The sequence below is a fragment of the Microbacterium salsuginis genome, assembly GCF_012524205.1.
GTDB lineage: Bacteria > Actinomycetota > Actinomycetes > Actinomycetales > Microbacteriaceae > Microbacterium > Microbacterium salsuginis.
The window spans coordinates 231,332-250,661 of the sequence record NZ_JABACI010000004.1 but is presented as its reverse complement, the minus strand read 5'-3'; the positions used below and the strand labels follow the sequence as shown (position 1 = coordinate 250,661).

General features: G+C 70.0%; 15 protein-coding genes. 9 read left to right on the top strand and 6 right to left on the bottom strand.

Annotated elements, in window-relative coordinates; translation table 11 throughout:
• Window positions 1–148: 148 nt before the first annotated feature.
• Window positions 149–994 (bottom strand): alpha/beta hydrolase, encoded by an 846-nt coding sequence (locus HF576_RS12960; RefSeq protein ID WP_168913233.1) that lies wholly within the window; start codon window positions 992–994, stop codon window positions 149–151.
• A 139-nt stretch (window positions 995–1,133) separates the two neighbouring features.
• Between HF576_RS12960 and HF576_RS12955 the strand changes: the two genes are divergently transcribed.
• From HF576_RS12955 to HF576_RS12945, 3 genes are all read left to right on the top strand, one after another.
• The gene (locus HF576_RS12955) at window positions 1,134–1,742 is read left to right on the top strand and encodes a TetR/AcrR family transcriptional regulator (RefSeq protein ID WP_240948906.1); all 609 of its coding nucleotides are present in this window, start codon (window positions 1,134–1,136) and stop codon (window positions 1,740–1,742) included.
• A gap of 212 nt (window positions 1,743–1,954) precedes the next feature.
• Window positions 1,955–2,242, top strand: a complete 288-nt coding sequence (locus HF576_RS12950) for an HU family DNA-binding protein (RefSeq protein WP_019180462.1) — start codon at window positions 1,955–1,957, stop codon at window positions 2,240–2,242.
• Window positions 2,243–2,493: 251 nt separating this feature from the next.
• Entirely contained in the window at window positions 2,494–4,473 is a 1,980-nt protein-coding gene (locus HF576_RS12945; protein ID WP_168913232.1) for a cytochrome c oxidase assembly protein, read from the top strand.
• A 46-nt stretch (window positions 4,474–4,519) separates the two neighbouring features.
• Here HF576_RS12945 and HF576_RS12940 read toward each other — a convergent pair whose 3' ends face one another.
• Entirely contained in the window at window positions 4,520–5,578 is a 1,059-nt protein-coding gene (locus tag HF576_RS12940) for a hypothetical protein (protein WP_168913793.1), read from the bottom strand.
• Between the two features lie 184 nt (window positions 5,579–5,762).
• On the bottom strand, window positions 5,763–6,596 hold the full coding sequence (locus tag HF576_RS12935) for an NAD(P)/FAD-dependent oxidoreductase (protein ID WP_168913231.1): 834 nt from the start codon (window positions 6,594–6,596) through the stop codon (window positions 5,763–5,765).
• A gap of 61 nt (window positions 6,597–6,657) precedes the next feature.
• On the opposite strand from HF576_RS12935, the gene HF576_RS12930 reads away from it, so the two are divergent.
• Together HF576_RS12930 and HF576_RS12925 are read left to right on the top strand one after the other, a co-directional pair.
• Window positions 6,658–7,173: a MerR family transcriptional regulator gene (locus HF576_RS12930; RefSeq protein WP_168913230.1), complete on the top strand. Its 516-nt coding sequence runs from the start codon at window positions 6,658–6,660 to the stop codon at window positions 7,171–7,173.
• Window positions 7,174–7,182: 9 nt separating this feature from the next.
• Window positions 7,183–8,580 (top strand): AAA family ATPase, encoded by a 1,398-nt coding sequence (locus HF576_RS12925; RefSeq protein WP_168913229.1) that lies wholly within the window; start codon window positions 7,183–7,185, stop codon window positions 8,578–8,580.
• 199 nt (window positions 8,581–8,779) lie between these two features.
• Here the strand turns inward: HF576_RS12925 and HF576_RS12920 are convergent, their stop codons facing one another.
• Both HF576_RS12920 and HF576_RS12915 read right to left on the bottom strand, forming a co-directional pair.
• Entirely contained in the window at window positions 8,780–9,433 is a 654-nt protein-coding gene (locus tag HF576_RS12920) for a biliverdin-producing heme oxygenase (RefSeq protein ID WP_168913228.1), read from the bottom strand.
• Between the two features lie 54 nt (window positions 9,434–9,487).
• The gene (locus HF576_RS12915) at window positions 9,488–9,814 is read right to left on the bottom strand and encodes a DUF2470 domain-containing protein (protein WP_168913227.1); all 327 of its coding nucleotides are present in this window, start codon (window positions 9,812–9,814) and stop codon (window positions 9,488–9,490) included.
• An 80-nt stretch (window positions 9,815–9,894) separates the two neighbouring features.
• Here HF576_RS12915 and HF576_RS12910 point away from each other — a divergent pair, with 80 nt between their 5' ends.
• The 3 genes from HF576_RS12910 to HF576_RS12900 are packed head-to-tail and all read left to right on the top strand — an operon-like array spanning window position 9,895 to window position 12,528.
• Window positions 9,895–11,163: a serine hydrolase domain-containing protein gene (locus HF576_RS12910; RefSeq protein WP_168913792.1), complete on the top strand. Its 1,269-nt coding sequence runs from the start codon at window positions 9,895–9,897 to the stop codon at window positions 11,161–11,163.
• 8 nt (window positions 11,164–11,171) lie between these two features.
• Complete coding sequence (locus HF576_RS12905) at window positions 11,172–12,044, top strand: EamA family transporter (protein WP_240948905.1); 873 nt, start codon at window positions 11,172–11,174, stop codon at window positions 12,042–12,044.
• Window positions 12,045–12,081: 37 nt separating this feature from the next.
• On the top strand, window positions 12,082–12,528 hold the full coding sequence (locus tag HF576_RS12900) for an SRPBCC family protein (RefSeq protein ID WP_168913226.1): 447 nt from the start codon (window positions 12,082–12,084) through the stop codon (window positions 12,526–12,528).
• Here HF576_RS12900 and HF576_RS12895 read toward each other — a convergent pair.
• Window positions 12,518–13,621 carry a substrate-binding domain-containing protein gene (locus HF576_RS12895; protein WP_343234273.1) on the bottom strand — a complete coding sequence of 368 codons (1,104 nt, stop codon included), beginning with the start codon at window positions 13,619–13,621 and terminating at the stop codon, window positions 12,518–12,520. The two genes, HF576_RS12900 and HF576_RS12895, sit on opposite strands and share 11 nt — an antisense overlap.
• Before the next feature lie 210 nt (window positions 13,622–13,831).
• Between HF576_RS12895 and HF576_RS12890 the strand changes: the two genes are divergently transcribed.
• The gene (locus HF576_RS12890; RefSeq protein ID WP_168913225.1) at window positions 13,832–19,252 is read left to right on the top strand and encodes a fibronectin type III domain-containing protein; all 5,421 of its coding nucleotides are present in this window, start codon (window positions 13,832–13,834) and stop codon (window positions 19,250–19,252) included.
• The last annotated feature ends 78 nt before the right edge of the window (window positions 19,253–19,330 follow it).

Genomic DNA, 19,330 nt, shown 5'->3' with positions numbered 1-19,330 from the left:
ACGCGGAAGGGCCTGGGATCCTCACGAACCCCGGGCCCTGCGTCCCACCGCGGACACCGGTCGGACACCACCCGACCGCCGAGACACCAGACCGGCTGGTGCCTCGGCGGCGGAGTGGTTCCCCGTCGGCGCCGGGTGCGGCATCCGTCTACTTCACCGCCTCGGGCTCGCGCACCGGCTGCACCGCGTGGGTGGTCGCCCACTCGAGCGCGTAGTCCGCGATCTCTTCCCAGCCGTCCTGGCTGACCAGGCGGTGGGTGCGCCCCGCGTACTCCTTGTAGTCCACAATCGCGGGGCTACCGGACGACCGGTACTTCTTCACGATCGCCTTGCCGATGGCCGGCGGCACGACGTGGTCGATCTCTCCGGTGATGACGAGGAACGGCGCACGCTCGGTGCGGCTGTAGTCGACGTGCGTGACGCCGCCCTTCTCGTTGAGCACCGAGGTCACGCCCTCGAAGAACACGCGGTTGTACGAGTTGACGGCGAACTCCTCCCACAGCTTGTCGGACTCGGCGCGGGGGAGGTCGTTGCCGAACGTGAAGTGGAAGTGGCGCTTGGACAGCGGCTTGGCGCCGTTGATGCCGAAGGGGTTCGACAGGATCGGGGTGCCGGTCCACAGCGTCGAGAGCGGCAGCGTGGTGACGCCCGCGGTCTGCCCGGGGGCCACGCCGACGTAGGCGACGCCGAGGCCGCGGTCGGCGAGCATCTGGGTGAGGACTCCCCCGAAGGAGTGGCCGATGATGATCGGCTTCTGGGGCAGCTGGCGGATGACGCGCTCGTAGTTGTCGGCGATCTGCTTCAGCCCAATGCCCTTGAGCGCGGCGGGGTTGCGACGGATGTCGTCGACCGTGCGGTCGTCAATGCCGGGCCAGCCGGGGACGATGACCTGGTGACCGGCGCCGCGGAAGCGCTCGGCCCACGTGTCCCAGCTCTTGGGGGTCATCCAGAGGCCGTGGATGAGGACGATGGGGGTCTTGGCGGTGGTGTTCATTTCGTCTCCTGTGTGCGGTGTTGCGGTGGTGGTCTCAGATCCGGGATGGTCCCGCTGATGTATCCTGATAGTAGACCGAACGTTCTATCTACGCAAGCCCGTTCCCAAAAGAATTTCGAGAACCCGGCGGGATGGCACGATGGACAAGGAAGGACACACCCTCATGACGACGACGGATGCCGCGACCCCCCGCCCCTCCCCTGCCCGGCAGCGCCTGCTGCAGGCGGCGACCGACCTCTTTTACAGCGAGGGCATCCACTCGGTGGGCGTCGACCGGATCATCGACACCGCGGGCGTCACGCGCGCGACGATGTACAAGCAGTTCCAGGGCAAGGAGGGCCTCGTGCTCGCCTACCTCCAGGGCGAGGACGAGGGACTGAGGTCACTGTTTGCGCAGGCCGCGCAGTCATCGGACGATCCCGACGTTCTTCTCGATCTCGTGGTGCAGGGGATCGCGCAGGACATCCGCGATCGGCACACACGCGGCTGCCCTTTCATCAATGCCGCCGCGGAGTATCCCGACCAGGGACCCGTGCGTGAACTCATCGCGGAGCATCGCGAGTGGTTCCGTGGGACGCTGGAGCAGCTCGCCACGGCCGCCGGGCTGCGGGATGCGAACGAGGTCGCAGCGGCGCTCGTGCTGCTGCGGGACGCCGCCCTCGTCGGCGGCTATCTTGACGGACAGGCCCGCGTGGCGCCGGCCTTCGCGCGTACCGCACGCGAGGTCATCGCCTCCCATCAGGAATGAACATCGGAGCGCGCGCAGGTCACTTTCGTCACATTTGTCACTCCAGTCACACGACACGCCGTGTCGGTCCGCAGAGAACCGCGGAAATACGCGGATTTGTCGCCGTTGTCGGGTACATTCGGGACCGGTCGAACAAGACCAGCCGGGGGGCGATGCCGTCCGGTCCGAGCAATGACAAGACGGCGATGAGTCGTCTTTGGAGGACAAACCAAATGGCTGACAAGTCCATCACCAAGACCGAGCTCGTTGCGAGCATCGCGAGCGCGACCGGGCAGAGCCAGTCCGCCGTCTCGGGCGTTCTCGACTCCCTCTTCTCCACCGTCTCCGAGGCAGTCGCCAAGGGCAGCAAGGTCTCGATCCCCGGCTGGCTCTCGTTCGAGCAGGTCGCCACCTCGGCTCGTACCGGCCGCAACCCGCAGACCGGCGAAGAGATCAAGATCCCCGCCGGCAAGCGCGTCAAGGTCACCGCAGGCTCGAAGCTCAAGGCTGCCGTCAAGTAATCCGACAGACCTTTTCGAAGGGGGATGCCGCGACCCGCGGCATCCCCCTTCTGCTTCCCGCGTTCCGGGTCCGGGCTTTCGAATCGCGCACCCGGCACGCCGGACCGCCGATTCGATGCGAAGTGCGCGATTCGAATCGCACGGGCGGGGTCTGGGCGGCGGGCACGCGGCCGGCCCGCCGTAGGCTGGGAGGTGTGATCCCCACGCCCACTCAACGCGCCCCTCGCGCGTCGCGCGGAGCCTCCGGGCGCGTGGGCCCGTCCCGCGCGCTGCGGGCCACCGGGCCCGCGATCCTCGTCGCGGCCGCGCTCGTGGTCCTGTTGTGGGCGCTGGCCTTCGGCGGCGGCGCGGCGCCGCTCGCGATCGGCGACCCGGGACCCATCGCACGCTGGGGGCTTCCCGTCGCGAAGCTGTTCGTCAACCTCTCGGCGGCGGGCATGGTCGGCGTACTGGTCACTGCGCTGTTCACGCTCCGCGCCGGCGACCGCGAGTTCGACGTCGCCCTCGACACGGCATCCATCTCGGCCGCGATCTTCACGCTCGCCTCGGCGGCCACCGGATTCCTCACGTTCATCGCGGCGTACAATCCCGCCATCGACGCCGGACCCGAGTTCGGAGCGCTTCTGGGTCGCTATCTCGTCGAGCTCGAGGGCGGACGCACGTGGCTCATCACCACGATCGCCGGCGCCGCGCTCACGGTGCTCACGTTCGCCGTGCGGTCGTGGACGGCCACGCTCTTCGTCGCGATCCTCGCGGCGGCCTCGCTCGCGCCCATGGGCACGCAGGGCCACTCCGGCGAGGAGGCCTTCCACCACGAGGCGATGACCGCGCTGATCCTGCACATCATCGCCGCGGCGGTGTGGCTGGGCGGGCTGTTCCTGCTGGTGATCGTGCGCCCGCTGCAGTCCCGCGAAGACCTGACGGCGACCGTCGCCCGGTACTCGAGCATCGCGCTCGCGGCCTTCGCCGTGGTCGCCGTCTCGGGCACCGTCCGCGCCGCGCTCGGCCTGCAGGACTGGGCGGCGCTGATCTCGCCCTACGGCGCGATCCTCGGCGTGAAGATCGTCGCCCTCATCGCGCTCGGCCTCTTCGGCGCCTGGTACCGGTCGCGCCTGATCGGGCGGCTGGGGACGGATGCGGCATCCCGCGCCTTCTGGACCCTGATCGCGTTCGAGCTCGTGCTCATGGGCGTCGCGAGCGGGGCGGCCGCCGCACTGGCGCGCACTCCCCCGCCGTCCCTCGTGCTGCTGCCCGAGGTGCTGTCGCCCGCGGAGCGCCTGACGGAGGCACCGCTGCCGGTCGAACTCACGCCGGAACGCTGGCTCACGGCCTGGAACATCGACCTGCTGTGGGCGATCGTCGCCGGCTTCGCCATCTTCTTCTATCTCGCGGGCGTGCGCCGGCTGCGGCTGCGCGGCGATGCGTGGCCGCTGTCGCGGACGATCTCCTGGGTCGCCGGCTGGCTGCTGCTGGTGTGGGTCACCGGCGGTGTGATCAACGTCTACCAGGACTACCTCTTCAGCATGCACATGGTCGGCCACATGCTGCTGACCATGGCGATCCCGCTGCTGCTGGTCATCGGCGCGCCCGTCACGATCGCGGCGCGCGCCATCCGCAAGCGCGACGACGGCACGCGCGGCGGGCGCGAATGGATCCTGTGGGCGGTGCACTCGCCGGTCGCGCGCATCCTCACCAATCCGTTCGTCGCGGCGGGATTGTTCATCGGCTCGCTCTGGGTGTTCTACTACACCGACCTGCTGCGCTGGTCGCTGTACGACCACCTGGGGCACGAGTGGATGGTCGCCCACTTCCTCTTCACCGGCTACCTCTTCGTGCTGACCCTCATCGGCATCGACCCGGTGCCGTACCGGCTGCCCTACCCCGGCCGGCTCGTGCTGCTCATCGGCATCATGGCGATGCACGCCTTCTTCGGCATCGCGATCATGATGCAGGAGGGCCTCATGGTCGCCGAGTGGTTCGGCTCGATGGGGCGCACGTGGGGTGCCACGCCGCTCGAGGACCAGTACATCGGGGGTGGCATCGCCTGGTCGATCGGCGAGATCCCGACGCTGATCCTCGCGATCACGGTCGCGATCCAGTGGAGTCGCAGCGACGCGCGCGAGACGAAGCGCCGCGACCGGCACGCGGACCGCACCGGTGACGCCGAGCTCGAGGCCTACAACGAGCGCCTCGCCGCCCTGGCCGAGCGCGACGCCCGCACGCGCGGCTGAACGCTCGCGGCCGCGCAGCGGGTGTGCCGCCTAGCGCGTGTCGCGCCTAGCGCGTGTCGGGGCCGGTGACGACGATCGAGACCCGACCGTCGGGCTGGACCGTGATCGACCCCTTGACGATGAACGGCACATCCTCGCTCACGGGGCGCACCTTGCCGTCGAACAGCGACCGGATCTCGACGTCGATGTGCGCGACCGCTTCGGCGGGCTGGATGCTCCACCCGGCGCCGTCGGGTCTCACCTCGACGGTCGGCTGCTGAGTGATCGACCACTTCGGCAGCGAGTCGATGCGGTCCTGCACGAAGTACCCGAACGGGCAGGCCGTCGGCTGCAGCACCTCCTGCGTCGTGCACGCGGTGAGGAACTTCTCGACCTCCTCCTGCACCACCGCCACGAACTCGTCCGTGGCCTGCGCCTGCACCTGCACCGGGATCGCGTCGAACGGGATGTCGGACAGCACGGCCACGCCGGGGGTGCTCGAGATCGCCGTGTCGACCGACACGGAGTACAGCCCGGGCGAGAACACCAGCAGCGGCACCGGCGCCATGGGGTCGGCATCCGCGCCGTCGGGTGAGACCTGGCGCTTGTCGATCGTGAAGCCGTTGACATCGAACTGCATGGATCCGGCGACCTGCAGGTTCATGACGGCGAGCGGACTGGTCGCGAAGCGCCATGTCGGTGCGAGCCCTATCGCGCCGTCTCGCTCGACCTCGAACGTGGTGCTGCCGGGGTAGCCGCGCGCGTGGTACTCGACCGTGACACGAGTGATGTCGCCGTCCACCTCTTCGCCCACGACGCGGATGTCGCGCAACGGTGCCAGCGCGGCCTCACGCAGCAGCGCCTCGTTCGCCGTGGCCGGAAGGCCCGCCGCCTCGAGTTCGGCGGAGCTGACCGCCACGCCGGGCACCGCGAGGGCGTCGGCGGCGTCGCCGTCGGCGAGCATGCCGACATACCGCTCCACGAACGCGGTCGGACTGTAGAACTGCCGCTCGAGGGCACCCCACGTCGCCGGAACGGCCGCCACGAGAAGCAGCCCCACGACGCCCAGAAGGGTGAGGTCCACGGCCAGGCGCGTGCGCCGGCGGGGCTTGCGCGGCGGCTGGATGACGCGAGGGGCCGGAGGCGACCCGGCTGCGGGCGGGGTCGCTGCGGCGCCCGGCGACGCCCCCGCGTGACCGGCGTGCGTCTCCACCGCCCCTGGCTCCACGCGACCAGTCTAGGAACCCGTTCCGCGAAGGTCCTGTGCGGCCGTAATCTTCGCCCGCAGCCGGCGTCTCGAACCCGCCCGCCTAGTCCGCGATGAGTTCGCGCACCACCGCCGCCGCGGCGACCTGCCCTGCGGCGATCGCGGCGGCGAGCGAGACCAGCGGTCCCGGCATCGCGGAGGTGTGCGCCATGTCGCCCGCCGCGTACACGCCCGGCACCGTCGTGCGGCCGAACCCGTCGATCTCGACGCCGCCGCTGGGCAGGATGCCGCAGCCCAGCTGGGCGGCGAACGGTGCGCGCTGGTGCGGGGTCGGCGAGATGAACAGACCCGCCACGTGCTCACGCGTGCCGTCGGTGCGCTCGAGCTCCAGCCCGTCGTCCACCGTGTGCACCGCCGCGAGCTCGGCGGGCGGGACGAGGACCACCGCAGATCCGACGGGGCGCAGCATCCGTTCGATCATCTCCGCGTGCTCCCCCGCGACGGCGACCCCGATGACCTCGCCGGCGAACTCATGCCCGTGGCAGAACGGGCATTGCGCCACCCGCCGTCCCCACTGCTCGGCGAGGCCGGGGACCGGCGGCAGCTCGTCGCGGACGCCCGTCGCCAGGATCAGCCGTCTGGCGCGCTCGGTGCCGTGCGCCGTGGTGACAGAGAAGTCGCCCGCGGTGCCCGACACCGATTCGACGGCATCCTGACGTACCTCCACGGTGGTGTACTCCCTGAGTTCCGCGCGCGCCAGAGCCCGCAGCTCGGCCGGATCGCGGCCGTCGTTGGTCAGCAGGTTGTGGGCGTGCTCGACCGTCGCATTGCGGTACTCGCCCGAATCGAGCAGCAGCACACGTCGGTGCATGCGCCCCAGAGTCAGTGCCGCTTGAAGCCCGGCCGGGCCGCCGCCGATCACGATCGCGTCGTACATGGGTGTCCCCTCTCGTTCGGTTGGACTTGCGTCCGAGACGATCGTGTGACTTCATGTCGACATGAAGTCAAGTCAGCTCTCGATCGGGGATGCCGCGGCGCGGTTCGATCTGCCCACCCACGTGCTGCGCCACTGGGAGGACGTCGGCCTGCTGCGTCCCGTCCGGGACGGCGGCGACCGTCGGCGATACGGCGACGACGACCTCGTGCGCATCGCCGTGATCGTCCGCAGCAAGCGCGCCGGCATGAGCCTCGAGCAGATCGGCGTGCTGCTGGACGAGAAGGCGCCGGAACGCCACCGGGTGCTCGAGGAGCACATCGCCGACCTCGAGCAGCGCATGGCCGACATGGAACGGTCCCGCCGCATGACCGAGCACGCATTGCGCTGCACCGCCCACGACATCACGACGTGTCCTCGATTCCGCTCGATCATGGCGGAGGTCGTCGCGGGCACGGGGCGGTGGCGGGATGCCGAGCCGCCCCCGGGCGCGGAGCCGTGGCTCGTGGCGCCTGTGGAGAGCCGGATCCCGTCCACCGATGGCGGCGAGGGGCGCCGCAGCCCGGCATCCGGTCGTTAGCATGAATCGGTGACCACGCCCCCTCCGTCCGCCGCCGTCGCGCTGTCGGCCGAACAGGAGGCGCTGTTCCGGCTCATCGAAGACACGCGCGAACACGTCTTCGTCACCGGGCGCGCGGGCACCGGCAAGTCGACGCTGCTGCAGCACCTCGCGTGGCACACGTCGAAGCAGATCGCCGTGTGCGCGCCCACCGGCGTCGCGGCGCTGAACGTCGAGGGCCAGACGATCCACTCGCTGTTCAAACTGCCGCTGGGCATCATCGGCTCCCACGACGAGCCGCAGAACGACGCCACGCGCAAGCTGCTCAACGCGATCGACACCCTCGTGATCGACGAGATCTCGATGGTCAACGCCGACCTCATGGACGCGATCGACCGATCGCTGCGCCTCGCGCGCGGACGCCGCGGCGAGCCGTTCGGCGGCACGCAGATCGTGATGTTCGGGGATCCGTACCAGCTCGCCCCGGTGCCGCCCCGCGGCGACGAGCTGCGCTATGTGCGCGACCACTACCGCTCGTTCTGGTTCTTCGACGCGAAGGTGTGGGTGGGCGAGACCGCGACCGACGGCATCCTCGATGTCGGTTCGTACGGCGCCGACCTGCATATCCGCGAGCTCGTCGACATCCACCGGCAGTCCGATCCCGCCTTCAAATCGATGCTGAACGCCGTCCGGTACGGGCGGGTCACCGCCGACATCGCGCAGGTGCTCAACGACACGGGCGCCCGCACTCCGCCCGATCCCGCCGACGGCGAGCATCCGATCATCACGCTCGCGACCCGCAACGACATCGTCAACAACATCAACCGGCGTCACCTGAACGAGCTCGTGGGGCGTGAGCAGACCGCGATGGCCGAGGTCAACGGCGATTTCGGACGCGGGGATGCCGCCTATCCGGCCGACATCGAGCTGAAGCTGAAGGTCGGCGCACAGGTGATGTTCCTGCGCAACGACACCGGCTCCTTCGGCGAGCCGCCGCGGTGGGTGAACGGGACGATCGGCACGGTCACGCGGATCGCGGGCGAGAGCGTGCGGGTCGACGTCGAGGGCGAAGAATTCGACGTCGAGCCGGCCGTGTGGGAGAAGTACCGCTACTCCTACAACCCCGGCTCCAAGCAGCTGACGCGCGACATCGTGGCCGAGTTCACGCAGTTCCCGCTGCGCCTGGCGTGGGCGGTCACGATCCACAAGTCGCAGGGCAAGACCTACGACCGCGCGATCATCGACCTCGGCTCGGGCGCCTTCGCGCCCGGGCAGACGTACGTCGCGCTCTCGCGGCTCACCTCGCTCGACGGCCTCTACCTGTCGCGGCCGCTGCGGCCGCGCGACATCCAGGTCGACCCCGACGTGCAGCGGTTCATGGCGGGAGTGCGGGCGCAGGCATCCACTCCGGTCCTCCCGAAGGGCTGAGCGGCTTCAGGCATCCCCATGCCCTCTCCGTCCCCCCGCACATGGTGCGAAAACACCAGTCGGTGACGGCGACACGCCGTGGGGCTCGTCGAGCGGCCGGCGTGTCGAGCGACGGGCTGGTGTTTTCGCACCGATCGAGCTGGGGAGGACGACGGTGACGGTGACGCATCCCGGGCCTCGGGACGGCGCCACCGTGCGGTCAGGCGACCTGGGCGGCCTTCGCGGCGGCGAGGTCGTCGAAGAGCTCGGTGTTGAACCGGTACGCCAGCAGCACCTCGTCGATCACGCGCTCCTGCTCCGCGGCGTCCCACGGGGCCGCATCGAGCTGCTCGCGGTAGACGTCCTTGAAGGCCTTGGGGTCGGCGATGTCCTGGAAGAGGTAGAACCCGATCCCATTGGTCTCGAAGCCGAATCGCCGCGACATGAGGCGGCCGATGAACTGTCCGCCCGACAGGTCGCCGAGGTACCGCGTGTAGTGGTGCGCGACGAAGCCCCCGGGCCACGTCGCGCCCACCTGATCGATGCGCTCGACATAGCGACGAGTGGTCGGCAGCGGCTCGATCCGCTCGCGCCAGTCGGGACCGATGAGGAAGTCCAGGTCGGCCTCGAGCGCGGGGAGCCGGGTGAGCTTGTCGCTGATGAAGACCCGCGCGACCGGATCGTTGCGCATCTGCCCGGCCGTGCGCTCGAGCGCCTCGTAGATGAACCAGTGCTGCACCACGAGGTTGACGTAGTCCTCGCGGGTCCCCTCGCCCTTCATGAGGTCCGCCATGAAGCCGGCGTGCTCGCTCGACGAGTGGGCCCGGCTCGAGCGCTCACGCAGCGCTGCGGAGAAGGGGATCGGGTCGCTCATGGGCCCAGTGTAGCGAAAAGGTTAGGTGGACCTAACCTTGAATTCGCGCGGGCGTCACGCGTGCGGACGCGGCTCGACGCCCAGACGCCGGCATGCCTCGTCGTACAGGGCGACGATCTCGCGTCGCACTTCCGGACGCTCGGTGATCGGGCCGCCAGGCCACGCAACCTCGACCGTGACGGTCGAGCCGTCGGCGAGCGTCGCGACCCACCGTCCGGCGGCGCCGTCGAAGCCCGTCATCGATGCCGAGGCGATTCCGTCGCCGTTCACCGCATCGGCATCGGCGAACGCGCGGGCGATCAGCAGGTTGTCGTCGGCGTGATCGCCGTTCATGTGGCCGAGGACCGCCGCGAGCACGGCGTCGTCGAAGAGGTGCGGCATCCCTACACCCTACGGATCGCCGGACGGCAGAGACCACCGCGGTGTGTTTGAATTCATTGCACGAGCATCGGGGGGTGATCATGCGGACCCGCTCCAGAAGACACCGCGCCGTCGCGGCGGTCTCCGGCGTGGTCGCGTGCCTCCTCGTGCTCGCGGGATGCTCGCTCGGCCAGCAGGTGGACGTCGACATCCCCCCGCAGGCTGAGGCGCCGCTGCCCGACGACACGATCCAGCAGCTTCAGGATGCCGTCACCCACGCCATGGGCGTCACCGGCTCGTCCGGCGCGATCGTGGGCGTGTGGGCACCGTGGAGCGGCAGCTGGGTGGCAGGGCTCGGGACCGAGCGCCCCGACGGCGGCGGCGACGTCACCGCCGAGCTGCAGTTCCGTGCCGGCAAGGTCACGCGCGCGATGACGTGCGACGTGCTCTACAAGGTGGCGGCCGAAGGCACGGTGAAGCTCGGCGACAGCGTCTCTGACTACGTCGCCGGCGTGCCGGACCTCTCGGAGGTGAGCCTGGCCGAGCTGTGCGACGGCACCTCGGGCATCGGCTCGTTCACCGGTCAGCTGTACTCCACGTGGCTCACCAACCCCACCCGCACGTGGGACCCGCGCTACCTGGCGAGCTTCGGCCTGGGCCAGCCGCGCGAAGCGGCTCCGGGCGTGGCGTATCGCGATTCGGACGCCGGCTACTTCCTGCTCGGGCTCGCGCTCGAGCGCGCGACCGGACGGTCGGCGGCCGACCTCATCCAGGCCTACGTCGCCGATCCGCTCGACCTCGAGGCGACTCACCTCGGGCCGCTCGACGCCGGCATGGCCATGGACGGCTCGCAGGCGATGCCGGGCGCCGAGGGTGTGCTGGACTGTGCGGCGCCGCTGGATCTCACCGGGGCATCCTCGACGATCGGCTTCACCGACGCCGGCGTGGTCACCGACATCGACGACCTCGGCCGCTACGTGCAGGCGCTCGCCGCGGGCGCGATCGTGACCGACGAGGACCGGTTCGCCGACGCGCTCCCCCCGTCACCCGACGCGCCGTCGTGGTACACCGCGGCGGGCGGGGCGATGCAGGCGGGGCCGCTCGTCGGGCAGTTCGGCAAGGTCCCCGGGTACATCACCGCCGCCTTCTCCGACCCCGACAGCGGGCTGACGGTCGCCGTGGTGCTGAACAACTCGGCGGCGGACGGCGCGGTCGGCGGGTACCTCGCGTGGCAGCTGGCGGCGATCGCGTCGAAGGCGCCCGCCGCCGAGGGCCAGGAGATGCCCGAGGCCGGCCTGCCGTGGACGCAGGAGCAGTATCGCGACGCCATCGCCGGCGCGGCGGTGTGCACGCCGCCCGCACCTCAGTGACGCGGCTGATGGGTCGAGCCGGCACGACTCCGGCGATCATGCTGGTCGTCGTCGGGCTGGCCTGTCAGGAGGTCGGCGCCTCGCTCGCCGTGCTGCTGTTCCCCGAGGTGGGGCCGCTGGGCATGGTGATGCTGCGCCTGGTGTTCTCGGCGATCGTGCTGCTGCTCATCGCCCGCCCGGCGCTCCGCGGGCATTCCCGCGCGGACTGGTCGGGGGTGGTGCTGTTCGGCCTCGTGCTCGCCGTCATGAACGGGCTGTTCTACCTCGCGCTCGAGCGGCTCGCGCTCGGCGTCACCGTCACGATCGAGGTGCTCGGACCGCTCGTGCTGTCGATCGTGGCCAGCCGCCGTGCCTCGGCGTGGCTGTGGGCCCCGCTCGCGCTGGCGGGCGTCGTCGCGCTGGGCGGCGGAGGCTGGGATCGCCTCGACCCGCTCGGCGTGCTCTTCGCGCTCGGCGCCGCCGCGAGCTGGGCGTTCTACATCCTGTCGTCGGCGCGGGTCGGCCGAGCCTTCCCCAAGCTCGACGGGCTCGCGCTCGCGATGGCGATCGGCGCCGTGATCGCGTTGCCCTTCGGGATCGCGGATGCCGGAGCCGCCCTGCTGCGGATCGAACTGGTGGCGCTCGGTGCGGCGGTGGCCCTGCTCTCGTCGACGATCCCGTACGCGTTCGAGCTGGTGGCCTTGCGGCGGCTCCCCGCCGCGGCATTCGCGATCCTGATGAGCCTGGCGCCCGCGACGGCTGCTCTTGCCGGCTTCGTATTCCTGGGTCAGCATATGACGTGGCTCGAGGTCGCCGGCATCGCACTGGTGATCACCGCGAGCATTGGCGCGGTTCGATCGTCCTCGCGTGCGGCGCGCGAGGCGGCTGAGCCGGTCGCGTGATCGATGCCGCGGGAGCGCCGGATGAGATGATCGCGGGATGCCGTCGGTCTTCCGTCTCGTGACGCACGCGCAGGCGTCCCCCGAGGTGCTCTTCGACGCCTCGCTCAGCATCGACGCGCACGTCGACTCGATGGCCGGAGCGCGCGAGCGCGCGATCGCCGGCGTGACGTCCGGCCTGATCGGCCTCGGCGAGACGGTGACGTGGCGGGCACGGCACTTCGGCGTCTGGTTCACGATGACCTCTCGCGTCAGCGAGCTGGAGCGTCCTCACCGCTTCGTGGACGAGCAGGTGCGCGGGCCGTTCCGGGTCTTCCGTCACGTGCACGAGTTCGAGGAGGATGCCGCGGGCACCCGGATGACCGACGAGATCACGGTCGGGTCCCCGGTGCTCGGGGCGCTCGTCGAGCGGCTCGTGCTCGTGCCCTACCTGCGCCGCCTCATCCGCCGGCGCAACGACCACCTCGCGGAATCGCTCATCGGCTGAGGGCCGTCGAATCCCGTACGCGGAGCTCGGGCAGCAGATACACGCGCTGCACGGGGCGCCGCGGTCCGTCGGTGAGGCGTCCGACCATCGTCTCGACGGCGAGTCGCCCCACCTGCGGCTTCGGGGGCCGCAGCGCGGTGATCGGCGGCTCGGCGCTCTCTGCCACCTCGTCGTCGTACGCGAGGACGGCGAGGTCGTCGGGGACGGACCAGCCGTGATCGCGGGCGTGCTGCTGCAGGAGCACGGCCTGAGGATCGGAGTGGATGAGCACGGCCGTCGTGCCGGTGTCGCGGCAGGTGCGCAGCAGTCCGTCGATCGTCCTCTCGCGCTCGCCGCCGTCGAGTGCGTCCAGTGCCGTGTCGAGGTCGAACGTGCCCGTCATGCCCAGCTCGTCGAGCGCTCGCGCCCAGCCGCGGCGGAGCTGCCACGACGTCGGCGATCCGGGCGAAGCCAGCAGCCCCACGCGGCGATGGCCGAGGGTGGCGAGGTGGTTCGCGGCGAGCGACCCGCCGAACACGTGGTCGGTCGTCACCCACTCCAGCCGTGTGAGGGCGAGGGCGGACGGCACTCGCCGTTCGGCGAGCACGACCGGGATCGGGAGCGAGTCCAGCCACTGCAGCAGGGCAGAGCCCTCGGGCCCCTGCGTCTCGGTTGCGACGATCAGCCCGTGCAGCGTGCCCGATTCGACCAGAGAGCTGATCTGGCGCCGCTGGTCGGCGGGGGAGTAGCTGGCGCCGCGCAGCACGAGCTGCACCCCGGCATCCGTCGCCGCTGCTCGAGCGCCGACGATGATGTGCGGCCAGTAGTAGCCGAGCGATGGGACGACCATGCCGACCCGGAACCGCGGCGGCCCGGAGGTCGGCGCCGCGCGCGGCACCGATGTGTCGAGCCGGCTGCGCAGGGTCGCTCCGCCGTGCACCCGGGTGAGCAGGCCGCGATCGGCGAGAGCGCCGATGTCGCGCCGGATGGTGAGCTCGGCGACGCCGAACTCTCGCGCGAGATCGGCAACGCGGACGGATCCGACGCGCCGCAGCTCGTCCATGATGCGTTCGCGCCGCGACAGGCCGAATGGCGGCGGCGAATGGGGCTCCACGACGATCTCCTTCGACCCGTGCGTGCGAACGTGTTCGATTGACGATAGCGGGACGGGACGGATGCCGCGGAATCGCGCCCGTGCGGCGCACCGGTTGTGTTATTCAGTGCGAACGTGTTCGAGTCTGGTCGGTTGGCTTTCCGGCGTGGCGCGGTGGTGGTTCCCTGACAGGCGACCCGAGTGGGCTCTCTTTCGACGACGAGGAACTCCATGGCGAAGATGTCATCGGCCCGGATCGCTGCCGCACTCACCGCGGCCGCGGTGACGCTGGCCACGGTCGCGATCCCCTTCACTCCAGCGGCAGCCGCCGGAGCCGACCCCGTGAGCGTCACCGTCGACGGCGCAGACATCGCGGCGGCGGCGGAGAATCGCAACGGGCTCACCTTCAAGGGCTTCGGCGTGCTCTCGGCGAACTCGACGAGCGCGCTGCTGCTCGACTACAAGGCGCAGCATCCGGATAAGTACTGGGAGCTCATCGAGACGCTCTTCGGCGGCGATCACCCGATCATGAACACCGTCAAGATCGAGATGGGCAACGACCGCAACACCTCGACGGGTCCCAACCCCGCGACGATGCGCTCGCGCGACGAGTACCCGAACGTGCTGCGCGAGCCGGGGTTCCAGCTGGCTGCCGACGCCCAGCTCGTGGCGCACGGCGACCTGCACGTCAGCATCCTGCGGTGGAACCGCCCGACGTGGGTCACGAGCCACGCGGACCAGTACATCTGGTACAAGAACACCGTGCTCGCGGCCTATCGCGAGCTCGGCGTCATGGTCGACTCGATCAACCCCGACACGAACGAGACGCGCACTCCCGACATCCAGCTCTACAAGGACTTCTCGGCGTGGGTGGCGAATGACACCACGGGCTATGAGGGCGCGACCGCCTCCGACCCGAACAACGGCTTCGCATCCGAGGAGGAGAAGGACCTCTTCCACGCCATCCAGACCATCGCCGCGGACACGGTGGGAACCCCGCCGGTGTCGTTCGGCGACGCGATGACCTCGCCCACCGACTCGTCGCTGCGTGACGCCGTCGACATCGTCGGCTTCCACTACTCCAGTGCGGACGACAGCGCCGGGAACATGAAGGAGATCGCGGAGCAGCTCGACCTCGAGGTGTGGAACTCCGAGGGCCAATCGACCTTCTCGAGTTCGGCGGACCGGCCGAACAACAACGCGAGCGATGAGCAGGGGGGCTTCGGCACCGAGTTCGGCGGCACCAACAGTGCACTCGAGATGGCCAACTGGGTGACGACCGGCTTCGCTGCGTCACGCCGCACGATGAACATCTTCCAGCCCGCGATCGGCTCGTTCTACGACGGGTTCCAGTACTCGTCGAAAGAGCTCGTGAACGCCCGCGAGCCGTGGTCGGGCTGGATGTACTACGACGGTGGCCTGGCCGCGATCGAGCAGTTCACGCAATTCGCGAAGCTCGGGTGGGAGAACGCCGACAACACCGCCGGCATCTGGCGGGCGATCCCGCAGGCCTCGCACAGCGAGCTCGGGACCGGCAACCCGCCGGGCGGGGCGCGAGCCGGCGGCGCGTCGTACACGACACTCGCCGCCCCCGACGCCTCCGACTTCTCGACGGTCATCGTCAACGACTCGAAGTTCGAGAAGACCTATCGCATCGCCGCGAACGGGCTGAGCCTGGGCTCCGACGCGACGGCAGAGCTGTGGGAGACACGCGCCGCCGACGAGGGCGAGGCCTACGACGCCAATTATCTGCAGCCGATCGGCGAGCTCGCGCCCGCCGCGGACGGCTCGTACTCGGTGACGGTGAAGCCGTGGTCGGCCCTGACCGTCACGACGCTCGACCACGCGACCGCCGCAGCCGACGGCACTCTGACCGCGAAGGACGGCTACGGCAGCTCACTCCCGAGCTCGAAGGAGTACACGGCGCCCGATGGCGGCCGCGACGTGCTCGACACCGACGCGTCGGGGGCTGTCAACGGCGTGACCGATGACGGCATCCTGTACGGCGACGACTTCGACTATCGCGAGCAGGGCGCGATCAAGGGCTACGACCCCGCGACAGGCCAGCTCGTCGACACCGGTGAGCCGTTCCTCGACGCGCGTGGCGCCCAGGCGAAGCCGGAGGGCACGCCCGCCGTGCACGCCGAGGATCAGGGTGTGACCCCGCGCTATACGAACGACACCAACGGCGCGTTCGAGTCGGTCGAGACCGCGGATGCCGCGCACGGCCGCGTGCTGCGCCAGCAGGTGGGCCCCGGTATGGCCGGCGGCGCGTGGAACGCAGGCGACCCCAAGACGACGATCGGCGACGCCCGCTGGGCGAACTACACCGTCTCGGCAGACGTGCTCTTCGAGGCCGATGGCGCACAGTACGCGTCGATCGGAGCGCGCGAGCAGGGTGGGACGGCGAACGGCCAGAACGTCTCTGCCGCCGAGCTGAAGATCGACCCTGCCGGTGCGTGGACGTTCATGCGCTACGGCACGACGCTCTCGGCCGGGAGCGTGGCGACCACGCCGGCGGCGGCATTCCAGACCGGGCCGGGTGCCTGGAACACCATCGCCGTGAAGGTCGCCGGCAACGTCTACAGCGCGCTCGTCAATGGTGTCGAAGTGGCCACGTACACGGATGCCGCGCCGCAGGCTGCGGGCCGGGTGCAACTCGGGTCGAGCTTCAACTTCGTGCAGTTCGACAACCTGAAGGTCGAGGGCGTGCCCGGCTACACGCCGTACTACGCGTCGGTCATCGACGGGATGCATCAGACCAGCTGGGACGACTCCTCCGTGCCGGTCCTGGAGTTCGACGGGAGCTGGAGCCACGTCAACGGGCAGGGCATGTTCGAATGGCAGCGGACGGCATCCAAGAGCACCGCCAAGGGCGCGGCGATGACGTACGCGTTCACGGGCACCGGCCTGGACATCATCGGCACCAACAACGGGGCGACGACCCTCGACGTGATCGTCGACGGCGTCACCGTCGCGGCGGCCGCTCCGACGTTCGCCGCGGGCAGCGAGAAGACCGCGTTCATCCTTCGCGGCCTCGAGAACGCCCCGCACACGGTCGTCGTCAAGACGGCGAACGACAACTCCATCAACGTCGACGCCGTGGGCGTCATCACGGCCACCGCGGACTCCGCGAGTGTCGACACCGCGCCGCTGTCGGCAGCGATCGACTCGGTCGCCGGATTCGACGAGGGCGATTACAGCGCCGAGACGTGGGCCGTCTTCGCCGCGGTGCTTGCGGATGCGCGGCAGGCGGTCGGCGACCCTGTGGCCTACGGACTGGACGCCGAGGGCGCTGCCGCGATCGCCGGCCGACTCGCGGCCGCAGCCGATGCGCTCACTCCGAAGGATGTCAGCCCCGACGTGCTGGAGCTCGGGGTCGTGACGATCGTCTCGAGCGAGCGGACGCTGCCCGCGACACTCGATCTGGCGGGCACGGATGCTGAGGTGACGTGGAGCCTGCCGTCGACGGCCGCAGCCGGGACGACGGCGGAGCTCGGCTCGTTCGCGGCCACCGGCCGTTCGACCGAAAAGCTGGCGTCGGGCTACTACCAGCGCTTCAGCGCGACCGTGCTCGTCGTGCCGGCCGATCTCGAGTACTTCATCGACTCGGGCTCGGGCGGCGCGGCCGAGGGCTCGGCATTCGCCGCGGCGAAGGCATCCTTCCCCGATCTGCGCAACAGCGTCGCCGACCAGAAATGGGATGGCTCGACCGCCGGGACGACGTGGGGCTACTCCACCGCGGCGACGACCCTGCAGTCCGGCAACCCGGGCGACTGGGGCTCGTCGTTCGTGGGGGCCGACTACAACAAGCCGGTGACCTACCACCTGAGCCTTCCGGCCGGGAACTACCACCTGGTCGCCGTGCAGGCTCCCCGTGCGGGGCTCACCACCAACGTGTACTCCACCGTGCGCGCGGCCGGCTCCGAGGCGACGACGAAGACCGCGGTGTCGACGGGTGCCGCCACGCCGGTGGCGCAGACGCTGACGCTCGAGACGGAGGCCGTCGTCGACGTCGAGTTCGGCACGAATGGCACGAGCGGTTACAACGCCCGCCTGGCCCTCGTCTACGTGCAGCGACTTCCGTTGGATCTCGGAGTGCAGGGCGCGCTGGGTCTCGACGACGAGCTGCCCGGGACCGTCCAGGTCGCCGGCGCCGATCGGGCGGTCGAGTGGGATGCCGAATCCGCCGCTCAGCCGCGCTCCGAGTTCGGCAAGCTCACCGTGACCGGTCGGCTCAGCGATAGCGACGAGCGCGTGGTCGCCAGCTTCGAGATCGTCCCGCCGGCGCTCGTGTACTACATCGACTCTGGCACCGGAGGTGTGGCCTCGCCGCAGTACTCGGCCGTCGCGCAGGCTGTCGATGGACTGCGCAACGACACCGTGGACCAGGTGTCGGCATCCGTCGACCAATGGGGATATGTCGCAGACGGCATGAAGGTCAAGGGATCCACCGACATCAACGACAAGTACTCGACCGGGCTCTACCAGGACACGACGCGGCTGACCTATCGCCTGCCGCTCGAAGCGGGCACCTACACGCTCACCGGCGGGTTCACCGAATGGTGGAGTCTCAACCGCACGATGAACCACACGGTCTCCGTCGCGGGCGCCGAGCTGGCCAAGGGCAACATCCCGCTGTCGGGCTCGAACACGCCGCTCGCCGCGCCGCTGACGTTCACGCTCACGGCACCGGCGACCGTGGAGTACGTCGTGACGAACGAGGGCGCCGGCGGCGAGAAGCCGGTCATCTCGTGGCTCGCGGTGTCCGACACGACCCTGCCCGGCGCGCCGCAGAACGCCGCCGCGACGGCGGCGAGTGACACGTCGATCACGGTCACGTGGGATGCCCCCGCGCTGACGGGCCCCGGATTCGCGGAGTACCGCGTGTACGAGGCCGGCGGCACCGAGGCGGTCTGCGAGACGACCGAGACGGCCTGCGTGATCGAGGGGCTCGAGCTGGGGACGACCCACTCCTACGAGGTGGCCGGGGTCAACGAACTCGGCGAGGGGGAGCGGTCGCCGGCCACGGCGCCCGTCACTCTTCCCGAGGTGCCGTCCGACGACGGCGCGAAGACGGCTCCGGCCCGAGCCTCGCTGGCCTCGAACGACGGCTGGGACACCGGCCTCGAGGACGGCACGTTCCAGGTGACGATGAACCTGTGGTGGGGCGAGAACGGGTCGCTGTTCAAGCTGTACCGCGACGGCGAACTCGTTGCGAAGGTGCCGCTGACGGTGAGCTCGCCCGGAATGCAGCACGCGGTCGTCGACATCGAAGGCCTGCCCAACGGCACCTACGTGTTCACGGGCGAACTGCTGAACTCGAAGGGGACGACCGCGACGCGGCCGCTCACCGTCACCGTGACGGATGCCGCACCCGGCAAGCCGGCGATCTCGGCGGCGAACAAGGACGGCGACGGCACCTACACCGTGGTCGCCGACCTGTGGTGGGGGACGAATGCCACCTCCTACCGGTTCCTCGAGAACGGCGTCGAGGTCGGCGCGGGATCGCTCGTGGCGGCGAGCCCAGGTGCGCAGCAGGCCAAGCTGCCCGTCTCGGGCAAGCCCGCGGGAGCGTACGTCTACGTCGTCGAGTTCACGAACGCCGCCGGCACGGCGACGTCGAAGGGGCTGACCGTCACGGTGAAATGACGCTTCGTCCCCGCGCGGTCCCCACGATCCTCTGGTTCGTTCGTCACCTATGCACGCGATACGCGGGAATCGCTGTAC

Bases quoted from the DNA above. Each gene is read 5' to 3' on its own strand.
- HF576_RS12960 (WP_168913233.1), bottom strand. From the start codon at position 994: ATGAACACCACCGCCAAGACCCCCATCGTCCTCATCCACGGCCTCTGG.
- HF576_RS12955 (WP_240948906.1), top strand. From the start codon at position 1,134: ATGGACAAGGAAGGACACACCCTCATGACGACGACGGATGCCGCGACC.
- HF576_RS12950 (WP_019180462.1), top strand. From the start codon at position 1,955: ATGGCTGACAAGTCCATCACCAAGACCGAGCTCGTTGCGAGCATCGCG.
- HF576_RS12935 (WP_168913231.1), bottom strand. From the start codon at position 6,596: ATGTACGACGCGATCGTGATCGGCGGCGGCCCGGCCGGGCTTCAAGCG.
- HF576_RS12930 (WP_168913230.1), top strand. From the start codon at position 6,658: ATGAAGTCAAGTCAGCTCTCGATCGGGGATGCCGCGGCGCGGTTCGAT.
- HF576_RS12920 (WP_168913228.1), bottom strand. From the start codon at position 9,433: ATGAGCGACCCGATCCCCTTCTCCGCAGCGCTGCGTGAGCGCTCGAGC.
- HF576_RS12915 (WP_168913227.1), bottom strand. From the start codon at position 9,814: ATGCCGCACCTCTTCGACGACGCCGTGCTCGCGGCGGTCCTCGGCCAC.
- HF576_RS12910 (WP_168913792.1), top strand. From the start codon at position 9,895: ATGCGGACCCGCTCCAGAAGACACCGCGCCGTCGCGGCGGTCTCCGGC.
- HF576_RS12905 (WP_240948905.1), top strand. From the start codon at position 11,172: ATGGGTCGAGCCGGCACGACTCCGGCGATCATGCTGGTCGTCGTCGGG.
- HF576_RS12900 (WP_168913226.1), top strand. From the start codon at position 12,082: ATGCCGTCGGTCTTCCGTCTCGTGACGCACGCGCAGGCGTCCCCCGAG.
- HF576_RS12890 (WP_168913225.1), top strand. From the start codon at position 13,832: ATGGCGAAGATGTCATCGGCCCGGATCGCTGCCGCACTCACCGCGGCC.